The organism is Lacrimispora sp. (assembly GCF_032078915.1).
Taxonomy (GTDB): Bacteria; Bacillota; Clostridia; order Lachnospirales; family Lachnospiraceae; genus Lacrimispora.
On record NZ_DAMAUN010000136.1, the window covers coordinates 1 to 11,159 of the forward strand.

8 protein-coding genes are annotated in these 11,159 nt (G+C 44.7%); 4 read left to right on the plus strand and 4 right to left on the minus strand.

Translation table 11 applies throughout. The features are described 5' to 3' along the window. From RT269_RS28250 to RT269_RS28265, 4 genes are all read right to left on the minus strand, one after another. The coding region (locus tag RT269_RS28250) for a glycoside hydrolase family 2 protein (protein ID WP_313187715.1) at nucleotides 1-1,382 on the minus strand (1,382 nt) is incomplete at its 3' end. A gap of 4 nt (nucleotides 1,383-1,386) precedes the next feature. Further along, the gene (locus RT269_RS28255; RefSeq protein ID WP_313187716.1) at nucleotides 1,387-2,223 is read right to left on the minus strand and encodes a carbohydrate ABC transporter permease; all 837 of its coding nucleotides are present in this window, start codon (nucleotides 2,221-2,223) and stop codon (nucleotides 1,387-1,389) included. 17 nt (nucleotides 2,224-2,240) lie between these two features. Next, nucleotides 2,241-3,308: a carbohydrate ABC transporter permease gene (locus RT269_RS28260; protein ID WP_313187717.1), complete on the minus strand. Its 1,068-nt coding sequence runs from the start codon at nucleotides 3,306-3,308 to the stop codon at nucleotides 2,241-2,243. 184 nt (nucleotides 3,309-3,492) lie between these two features. Next, complete coding sequence (locus RT269_RS28265) at nucleotides 3,493-4,836, minus strand: ABC transporter substrate-binding protein (RefSeq protein ID WP_313187718.1); 1,344 nt, start codon at nucleotides 4,834-4,836, stop codon at nucleotides 3,493-3,495. A gap of 277 nt (nucleotides 4,837-5,113) precedes the next feature. Here RT269_RS28265 and RT269_RS28270 point away from each other — a divergent pair, with 277 nt between their 5' ends. The 4 genes from RT269_RS28270 to RT269_RS28285 form a co-directional block, all read left to right on the plus strand. Next, nucleotides 5,114-7,045: a sensor histidine kinase gene (locus RT269_RS28270; protein WP_313187719.1), complete on the plus strand. Its 1,932-nt coding sequence runs from the start codon at nucleotides 5,114-5,116 to the stop codon at nucleotides 7,043-7,045. Between the two features lie 5 nt (nucleotides 7,046-7,050). After that, nucleotides 7,051-8,667, plus strand: a complete 1,617-nt coding sequence (locus RT269_RS28275) for a response regulator transcription factor (protein WP_313187720.1) — start codon at nucleotides 7,051-7,053, stop codon at nucleotides 8,665-8,667. A 14-nt stretch (nucleotides 8,668-8,681) separates the two neighbouring features. Continuing rightward, a complete protein-coding gene (locus RT269_RS28280) occupies nucleotides 8,682-10,487 on the plus strand; it encodes a heparinase II/III domain-containing protein (protein WP_313187721.1) in 1,806 nt (601 codons plus the stop codon). Between the two features lie 146 nt (nucleotides 10,488-10,633). After that, nucleotides 10,634-11,159: DUF4489 domain-containing protein (locus tag RT269_RS28285; protein WP_313187722.1), on the plus strand; the 526-nt coding region annotated here is incomplete at its 3' end.

Below are 11,159 nucleotides of genomic sequence, written 5' to 3' on the forward strand. Positions count from 1 at the left end.
AAATTCACCGCATCAACCAGACAAGCGGCGGATACCAGACGGCTGGAATCAAATTCCTTTGCTGTCTCTGCCAGCTCCTTCATAAAGTGGTAGCGCTCATCGGTATCAGGATTTTCATTTCCTACGGACCAGATAATCACACTGGCCCGGTTATAATCCCGGTTCATCATCTCGGTCAGCTGGTTTTTCCCATCCTCTAAGGTCCTGGGGTTTTCAAAATCGATCCACCAGTAAACCGGAATTTCTTCCCATAGAAGAAGGCCTGCCTCATCTGCCAGTTCTGAAACCCATTCCGTATGAGGATAATGGGCCAGACGGAGGAAATTGCAGTTCATCTTTTTTGCCCAGTCAAATGCCTGACGGATGTCCTCCTTTGTAACCGCCTTCCCATGGTCCTCTGTCTCCTCATGAAGGCAGACACCACGAAGGAAAACCGGCATTCCATTTAATAGGATTTCTCTGCCTCTGGTTTCCACGGTACGAAAGCCCACCCGGTCCTTCACCTGATCCAGTGTTTTACTGCCGGAACGAAGATGCAGGAAAACCTCATACAGCTTAGGGCTTTCCGGGCTCCACAAAGAAAGTCCGCTGATTTCCAGTGTCAGCTGTCCCCGTCCACCCGTTCCTAAGGGAACTGCCTCTTCCACCTGAAGCTCTGGTATGGTGAAAACCGCCTCCCCTTCCTCAATGTCCTCAAAACCTCCAAGAGTTATGGAAACACTGACTTCCTTTTTCTCCCGATCTGCCAGAAATACCTTCATATCTTTAATATAAGTCTGAGGCACACAAAGAAGAGATACACTCCGGTAAATGCCGCCGTATAAAAACCAGTCCGTATTCTCACTTGGTATCTGATCCTGCCGTCTGGTATTGTCAGCGACCACGATCAGCCTGTTATCCTCTTTTAAGTCCTCCGTAACTTCAACGCAAAATGGGGTTGATCCCCCTTTGTGGACACCAAGGAATTTTCCGTTTAAAAAGATCCTGGCCTCATAGGATACTGCCCCAAACCGTAGAAACACATGTCCTTTGGAGGAATCCTTAAAAGAGAACCGGCGGCTGTATACCGCCGGTCCCTCATAATAAAAATATTCCGGCTTTGCAAGGTTCCATACTCCCGGAACCTTGATCTCCTCCCAGTCGTCAAAGCCATAATCCAGAGGAACCCTAAGCCCCTCTGAATTCACCTCCTGCTCCAGAAACCATTTGGCCCTTAAGCAGTTATCATACATATCGACGGAAAAGTTCCAGGCTCCGTCCAGGGACTGCTCTGTCCTGCCGCCTGGGATCACATAGGAATTGGTCCCCAGGCAGGGAGAGGCATAGCTGTCCTTATAAGCCTCGTTATGGATGTTATCCACGAAATTCTTTATTGTTTCCATTTCATTATCCTTTCACTCCGGTTGCTGCAATGCCTTCTACGAAATATTTCTGCAGGGACAAAAACACAATGAGGACCGGGATCAGGGAAAGTACCGATGCAGCCATAATCAGGCCATATTCGGAACTGTACTGGCTGATAAACATCTTAAGCCCTAACTGCAGGGTCTTTTTCGCTTCTGTTTTCAGATAGATCAGGGGCCCTAAAAAATCGTTCCAGGTGCTTACGAAGGTAAAGATGGTCAAGGTTGACAGCGCCGGCTTTGACAATGGGAGCATGATCCTTCCGTAAATCTGATACTCGCTCATGCCGTCGATCCTGGCAGCCTCACACAGTTCATCGGGAATCCCCTGATAGAACTGGCGCATCATGAATACGCCGAACGCTGAGAACGCCTGAAGGAAGATGATCGCAAGATGGGAATCATTTAACCCGAATTTTCTCATCATCATGAACTGGGGAACCATATATACCTGCCATGGAACCGCAATGGTGGCGATGTAAGCCATGAATAAGATGTTACTGTATTTGAATTTCAGCTTAGCAAACGCATAGGCAGCAAAGCTGCTGGTCAATAGCTGTAAAAAGGTAACGATCAATGTGATCTTCACCGTGTTTAATACAAAGGTCATAAGCGGGATCTTTGTCCAGATATCCAGATAATTCTGCCATCTTGGATTTTCCGGTATCCACTGGATCGGGAAAATAAATACATCCTTATCCAGCTTTAAGGAAGCCGAAAACATCCATGCAAAAGGAATCAGCATAACAGCTGTCAGAATGATCAAAACCACATAGAGGAGGCATCTGCTGATTTTATAATTTGTGCTTTTTACTTTCATTTCGTTTCCTCCTTATTCTAGTTTGCATATTTCTTCTCGCCGCGGAACTGAACCAGCGTGATGGCAAGAACCATTAAGAACAGCACCATTGCTACCGCGCTTGCATATCCTAAATTCCAGTTGCGGAACGCCTCTTCGTAAATGTGGTAAACCAGAACCATTGCCTGGGAACTTACAATTCCGTTGGAACCGCCTGCAAGCATGTACACGATGTCGTAAACCTTAAAGCAGTTGATGGTCAGAATGATGGTAACAAAGAAGGTAGTAGGCTGAAGCTGGGGCCATGTGATATAGCGGAACCTTTGCCAGGAATTGCAGCCGTCAAGGCCTGCCGCCTCATAAAGCTCTCCATTGATTCCCTGCAGTCCGGCCAGATAGATAACCATGTAATAGCCCATGTTCTTCCAGACACTGAACAGTACAATGGTAAACATCACCCAGTGAGGATCTGCGGACCACTTTGGAAGGTTTTTTGCATTGACGCCCAGATGATAAAGGATCATGTTAATGGGACCGCTTTTCTGAGGGCTGAACAGCATATTCCATACGGCTGCCACCGCTACCAAGGACGCCACATAGGGGAAGAATCCCACCGTACGGAAGAAATTTCTTCCCATGACTTTCTGGTTTAAAACCACGGCCAGTCCTAAGGCACAGGCCAGTGTCAAAGGAACCGTTGCAATACAGTATACAATGGTATTGGTAAAGGAAGCATGGAATCTGGCACTTCCAAGCATATCAACGAAGTTCTTAAGTCCGGCAAATTCCAGCGGACTGTTGCCATCCCATTTCATAAATGCCAGAATAAAAGCAAAAATAATGGGGCCAAGTGTAAATACTGCAAATCCGATAAAGTTGGGGGCGATGAAGGAGTATGCAACCATATCCCTCTTTTCCTGACGTGTGAACCGTTCCCCTGTCCGCACCTTTTTTATTTTCTCATCTATTGTCTCGATTTTCGCAATCAGGACATCCCGCTTACGGGTTCCTTCAGCCTCTCTCAATAAAAGGCTTAAAGCATCCCGTTTCTTATTTAACTCCGCGATTTTTTCCTGTTTTTGCGCTTCTGTTATTATCTTCGCCATATTGCTTATCCTCCTTTTCCCGTTTTTATCGTCTAAAGAATCAAGCGGATATGCTTTCATATCCTGTTGACGCCCGATGAAGCAGGGCACGCTGTTTTTTCAATCGTCAAATCAAATCAGAAGTTTCTTTAAATGAGGCGGGCTTTTTGCTGCCCGCCTCTATGATACCGTTTTTGTTTACCTGTTACTGAGCAAGAATTGCACTAACCTTTTCATTCATCTGGGCAATGCCTTCATCTACGGACATGCCGCCTGTCATGATAGCATCATGGGCTTCGTTTAATACCGTCTCAATTTCGGAGTTCTTTGCATTTACAGGCATCTCTAAGTATAAGTTAGAGGTGTTAAGAGCTTCTACGCTGGTTCCGTCATCCTTAGGGAATCCGTCTGCACTGGATACCAGATCAGCAACCGTGCTGTTCATAACAGCCGGGATCGTACCGGTAGATGCAAGGATTTCTGCGCCTTCTTTACCACTTACGAAGTTTATAAATTCCCAGGCAAGATCCTTATGAGGAGCCTTGGCCGGAATTCCTAAAGAGGTAATGGTCGCAAGGGTGGAGCCTGGTTCTACTCCATCTGCGTGTGGGTATTTGGCAATGCCCCAATTGGTACAGTCTGTGTACTCGCCGGTGCGAACCTTATCCATTAAGGTAGAGATAAACCATGTACCCATGTTCATCATTGCAACATTTCCCTGGGCAAATGCGCCGGAATAATGTAAGCCGCTGGTCTTTAAAGTAGCATAGTCCTGGCATACTCCGTCTTCCTGCTCTCCAAGAACCATCTCATAGTATGGCTTTAAGAATTCATATTTTCCATCAAGAATGGTGTTCTTTCCATCCAGAACGCCGAAAAGCTGTACGGCTGATCTCCATGTATGGTAATGAGCGCCATATACCTCCTGTCCGGGAGTGTCTACGGTCAGACTTCTTGCCAGATCGTCATACTGTTCAAATGTCATATCATTGGTTGGATAAGCAACGCCTGCTTTGTCAAAGATATCTTTATTATAGAACAACACCCAGAAATCATTGCGGAACGGAAGCTGATATAATTTTCCGTCAACCGTGATCTGATCGGTAAGGCCTTTGTACTGTGTCAGATCAACACCTGAAGACTGGATATAGCTGTCCAGAGGCTCTAATACGCCTTTGTTCACAAGCGTCATATAGCCAGGAACATCCTTTATGGTGACCACGTCAAAGTCAGAACCGCTTCCGGTAAGCTCTGTTGCCAGAACCGTCTGATAATCGGTGGAGCCTAAATCAACCATTTCTATCTTCACATCCGGATGCTCCTTTTCAAAAGCATCGATGAGAGGCTGGTAATAGGTTGTTAAGCCGATATCCCATACGGACCATTTTAATGTGGTCTGTCCTCCTGCTGCCTCTGAAGCTTTCGTCGCCTCCGCTGCCGCGCCTTCTGTGGGAGCTGACGTGGTTCCTTTAGAACCGCTGCCGCATCCGGCCAGGCTGGCTGCTGTCATGGCACATGCCAGAACAATACTCAGTGTTCTTTTTTTCATTGTAATCCCTCCTGATTTGATTGTTTTTCAGTAAACCCCGCATGATCCCCGTGATTTACCATGGTTCCTATTATAACGCTGGATTGCGGTATTAAAAATGGAATTTATCTTTCATAATATTCACTTTTTATTCACATTTCTTTTACACTTTGTTAAAACATGCACTTTTTTATGATAAGCAGTAATATTTCTCTTTTGTATACAAATTAACACGTTTGTATATAAAAAGCAGCTGATTTTTCATTGACATTTTACATTAAATAGGCTACCTTTGTAGATGTTAAAACCATTATTACAAGCGATCCATGGAAAGAAGGGACTTTATTTTATCATGTGGAAAAAGCTCATCCCAAAGACCATAAGAGGAAAAATTATGGTACTCACGGCAGCCATTACGCTGCTCATCACCGTTCTGACTACAACTGTCTGTTTCTCAGTTTTCCAGTCCTTCTTAAGAAAAAACCAGATCCAGTCTGTGGAATTCAGCCTTTCAGTTGTAAGCAACAACATTGGGGCAGATATGAAGGATATTATCTATTTCAGCAAATGGTGCTGCTCCAACAGTGCCGTACTGGATTATCTGGAAGCGTTTAAAGACCAGCCAAAGCTCCCTACATCCACCAAGGACTTTGATAATCTGCGCCCTATGGCCCTTTCCTCCCACAGCCGTTTAAAGGAAGAATATTACAACACCAGGTCCAATGAATACATGTCCCGGGTCATCGTTTCTTCTTCCAATGAAAACAATTTCCTTCAAATTGCGGCTTTGGCAAACAACTCCTCCTCCTATGCGGCCAGGATCATTAAAAATGAACCTTTCTTTGAAACGCTTTACAGATCCGACGATTTCCTCTGGATCGGCCTGGTAAAAGATCCATTTTCCAATATAGGCCTGGACCAATTTATTCCCATCGTACGTCCGGTTTCCAACAAATTTAATTCTGAAGTCATTGGCTGGTCCTATGTGGAAATTTCCTCCCGGATCTTCACCGATTACCTGGCCTCCTATCCTCTTCCCGAGGACAGTATTCTATTTATTACCATTGGAGATAAAATCTACGGTTTTAATTCAAACGGCTTAAAGGAAATGGAAATGCCCTACACCAATCCAGTAAAACTAACCGGAAACGAATCTCTCTCCAAAGGAACCAGGGTTCTCTCCGTTACCATGAACGATGGGAAAAAACGGACCCTGCTGGAACGGCCCATCGAGGGTATGGCCGGCTGGAGTTTATCACAGGTACTTTCTGAGCAGCAGCTTGGCCAACAGAAAAATATATACACCCTTTTGATCCTGGCAATCTGCCTTACCATTGTCTCACTTGGCATACTCCTCGCCTTCCTGTTAAACAAGATCATCATGGACCCCATTCACAGGCTCAGCAGTAAAATCCATGATATCTCAAAGGGGGATTTTTCCAGGGATACGGCCATTGAGTGGAATCATGAGCTGGGAGAAGTCGGCAAGGGAATCAATAATATGTCAGAAAATATTATCACCCTGATGGAAAAACGGGTAACTGATGAAAAACAGAAAAAGGATTTGGAATACCAGATCCTGCAGAGCCAGATCAATCCCCACTTCCTATATAACACCTTAAATTCCATCAAGTGGATGGCAACCATTCAGAATGCAGACGGAATTGCAGATATGACCACTGCCCTGGCCAGGCTTCTTAAAAATGTTTCAAAAGGTACCACTTCCAAGATCCCTTTAAGGGAAGAGCTGGATCTGGTAAAGGATTATTTCCTGATCCAGAAATATCGCTATGGAGGAAGTGTCACCATCGAATATTTCATTGAAACAGAGGATTTATACAATTGTGAAATTCACCGTTTTACCCTCCAGCCCATCATTGAAAATGCTCTGTTCCACGGAATAGAGCCTGCAAAAACAGCTGGTAAGATCACTGTTTCAGCCCGAAGCACAAATCTGGGGCTCAAAAAAGCACTTAAAATAGATATAACCGATAACGGCGTAGGAATGTCCAAGTATACCATTGATAAGGTTCTCCATGAGAAGACCGGCAGCCAGAACAAAACTGAATTTTTCCGGCAAGTTGGTATCAGCAACGTTAACAGGCGCATCCAATATGATTTTGGCCCGGAATATGGAATCACCATTGAGAGCTGTCCTGGCAGCTTCACCACCATGTCCATTTTAATACCTTATGCCCTTTATTCAGAAAATCAAACAGCCGAAAGGTAATATATATGATAAAATTATTGATTGCAGATGATGAACCATTGGTTCAGATCGGATTAAAATCCATGATAAACTGGGCGGATTACGGCATTGAGATCTGCGGTACTGCTATGAACGGGCAGGATGCCCTCGAAATGATCGCAGAATATTCACCGGAAATTGTCATTACCGACATCCGCATGCCAATTATGAACGGGCTTACCCTGGCAAAGACCTGCCGGGAAACCTACGGAAAGATCCCCCTGTTTATTTTTCTAACTAGCTACGAGGAATTCCAGCTCATCAAGGAGGCTATGACCTATGAGGCCGTAGACTATTTAATCAAGCTGGAATTAAATGCAAAGGCTCTGGAGGAAGCCGTAAAAAAGACCCTCTCCCGCCTGGAAACCATTCAGGTCTCCATGGGATATAAGGATTCAGGGCGACCCTTATTACAGAGCTATTACGAAAAATTTTTTATGCGGATCCTGCATAACCTCTTTGACAATGAGGAACAGTTTGAGCTTCAGTCCAAAGATTTAAGGCTGGACTTTACGGAAACCTGCTATTTTACCGCCCTTTGCCAGTTCCAGGAAGAAACCAGCAGGGAAATGGATTATGGAAAACTCATGAACCTTTATAACAGTGCCTTGCAAATGGCAAAGGAAATTATCGGCAGGCATCTTCCCGCCTATGTGGTAAGTCTTGATATGAAGCACTTTGCAGTGGTATTTCACCTCTTTGAATTGGCAGATTATAGAACAGAAGCTGTTTTCGATGCATTTCGCAACGTGGCAGATATGATCCGGAATTATTTTAACGTTACGGTTCTCACGGGAATCGGAACCCCGGTCAGCCAGCCCTTAAAAATCAGCGAATCCTACCAGGAAGCCCGCCAGGCATTTGGACGGGCCGGTACCGCGCAGCCCATCGTGATGTTCACCGGCAATGATACTGCCTCCATCCGCAATGCTTTTAATATCTCCGTATTTAAAAGTGAGATAACCAAGGCCTTTAATGAGTTTGATACGGATGTTTTATTCCGTACTCTGACCGAAATCATCCAGCTGTTTGAAACTCATCCCCTTCGGTTTTCCCAGGCCGCAGACGGAGCCTGCAACATCCTTTATTTAGCGCTTTCCCTTCTTCCCGACGGAGAGGAAAATATGTCGGAGATCTTTTCATCCTATAGTGACGGGTACCGCTCCATATATCGTTTTACCAATGTGGAGCAGATCGCCGAGTGGATGACGATTTTCCGGGATGGACTTTGTGAAGTGCTGAAATCCAAACGAAAAACCTACAAAGCTCATGTTATAACCAATGTACAAAAATACATCAACAACCATGTATCAGAAAAACTCACCTTAAACGAAGTGGCCGGAGTATTCGGCTTAAGTCCCAATTATTTAAGCATCCTGTTTAAGAAAAACTGCGGGACCGGTTTTTCAGAATACATTGCCCAGGCTAAGATCAACCGGGCCAAAGCCCTCCTTATGGAACAGGATATGAAAATCTATGAGGCAGCTGATCAGCTTGGCTTTGAAAGTGCATTTTATTTCAGTAAAGTTTTTAAAAAAGTCACCGGGCTTTCTCCCCGTGAATTTATACAGCAAAATACCGTCAACCCTGACGTAAACAAATAAGGAGTGTACATGCCATGATTACAGAACTAGCAAATGGGTTAAAGAAATCTTTGTCCTGCTTTTCTCCCTTTCCCCAGGCCTCTGACCGGGATACCTGGGATTCTCTGACGGAGGATCTCATAAGCCGCCTCATTAAAAACGGAGAAGTTTTTTTAAATTTTGATTATCCTTCATTAACTGCTGTGGATTACATGGAGTTTACCAGAAACGGAAACAGAAGCCGTTTTCAGGATAAGCTGTTTTTAAGAAGGACCGCTCTTGATGCCCTGGTCCTGGCTGAATGCGCAGAATATAAGGGAAGATTTCTTGATGATATCATCAACGGGCTTTCTTTGATCTGCGAAGAAAACGCATGGCAGCTTCCTGCCCATAACTCCTACATCCGCGACACACCACCCTCTATCCTTCCTGATGTTACCCGCCCTGTCATTGATTTATTTGCAGCGGAAACGGCTTCCGTACTGGCCGTGGCAGAGTACCTTTTAAGGCAGGAGTTTAATTCCGTCACTCCCTTCCTCTCAAAGATGATCAATAAAAATCTTGAGGAGAGGATTTTCACTCCTTACCTTAATGAACACTTCTGGTGGATGGGTGACGGAGCCAGCCACATGAATAACTGGACAGTCTGGTGTACCCAGAACGTGCTTCTCTCCGCCTTTACAAGAGAGCTTCCAAAAGCCCAAAAAGAGGATATATTTAAAAAGGCATGCAAAAGTATTGATTATTTTCTGGATGAATATGGGGAAGACGGCTGCTGCGATGAAGGCGCCCAATACTACCGTCACGCAGGATTATGCCTGTTTAACTGCCTTGAGGTTTTAAATGGAATATCAGACAATGCCTTTCTTCCTGCGTACGAAATCGAAAAAATCAGGAACATTGCCTCCTACATACTGACCGCTCACATTCATGATGTTTATTACGTGAATTTCGCAGACTGCTCTCCCATTGCCGGTCGGTGCGGAGCCAGGGAATACCTCTTTGGCAAGCGGACGAAAAATGAGGAGCTTATGTCTTTTGCCTCAGAGGATTACCAAAGCAGTGAAGATCCCTTAACCGTTGAGGAACATAACCTGTTTTACCGTTTACAGACTGTATTTACCCATAAGGAAATGATTTCATTTGCCAAATCTCCCATTGCCCACCGGGATTTCTGGTATGACAGCGTTGGGCTCTTCATAGCCAGAGATGAGCATCTTTATCTGGCCGTAAAAGCCGGGGATAATGACGACAGCCATAATCACAACGACACAGGGAGCTTTACCATTTACAAGGATGGGAAGCCCATGTTTATAGACGTTGGGGTAGAGACCTATACGAAAAAAACCTTTTCAAAAGACCGGTATGACATCTGGACCATGCAATCCCAGTATCACAATCTGCCTGCCTTTTTTGACGGCGGGACCCAGATCATGCAAAGGGATGGATCTGATTACCGGGCGAAAAACGTGACCCATCAATTAGGAACCTCTGTCTGCCATATTTCCATGGATTTGGAAGCTGCCTACCCGGATGAACGGATTAAATCCTACACCCGGAACGCTGTACTGGAAAAGGGAAAAGAAATCACGATATCCGATCATTACGAAGGGGATCTTCCATGTCCCGTGCTGTCCCTTATGTTCTATGAGGAACCCACTGTATATGAAAATACCGTACAGATCGGAGATTTGGGCAGCCTTCTTATCGAAGGTGCATCAAATATACAAAAAGAAGTGATCCCAATTACGGATGAACGTTTGAAAACTTCATGGAAACATGATGTTTACCGGTTACTGGTTACTATGAATCATAAGGATCTGACCTTAAGGATCCGCTAATTGCAGGAAACGGCGGCCAAATTATGACATCATAAGAGATATTGTCTATTGAGTTGTAGCATATTTTCTTCTTGATAATATAATGTAGTATACCATGATGGTATAACGAAACATTCCTAATTATTAAGCAAAATGGAGGTCACATCATGAATGATCTTGATATGAGAATATGTGAATGCGATTGTGATGAATGTGAGGACTGCAACTGCAGTATCGTATGCGAGCGTCCCGTCAAAAGAATTAAACCAAACAGAACTATTTTAAAATGCGGCAGCCAGGGAGGCGTAACCCTTCCATTGGCAACAGTTGCCGGCGCTGCCTTTACTCTGGCCACTGTAAACGTAGATTCAAAAGGGTTAAAAAACCCATGTATTAAATTTGAATTTGCAAGTAATATCGTTACTACTGCTGCTGTTATTACTCTGAATTTCCAGATATTCAAACAGTGCAAAGGCATGCTGACTCCTATTCCCGTAGGGCCAATCTGGACTTTTTCACGGCTTGTAGCTATTACTGATAGTAATACCTTCTCCTTCTTCGTTTGCGACTGTGATCTGTGCAACGATGACTGCTGCACTTACAGCGTAGTTGCTACGGTTGCCGGCGTTGCTACGGTTGGCGTTACTGCTATAAACAATGCAACCCTTTCCGCACTTATTGTAGATAACGACT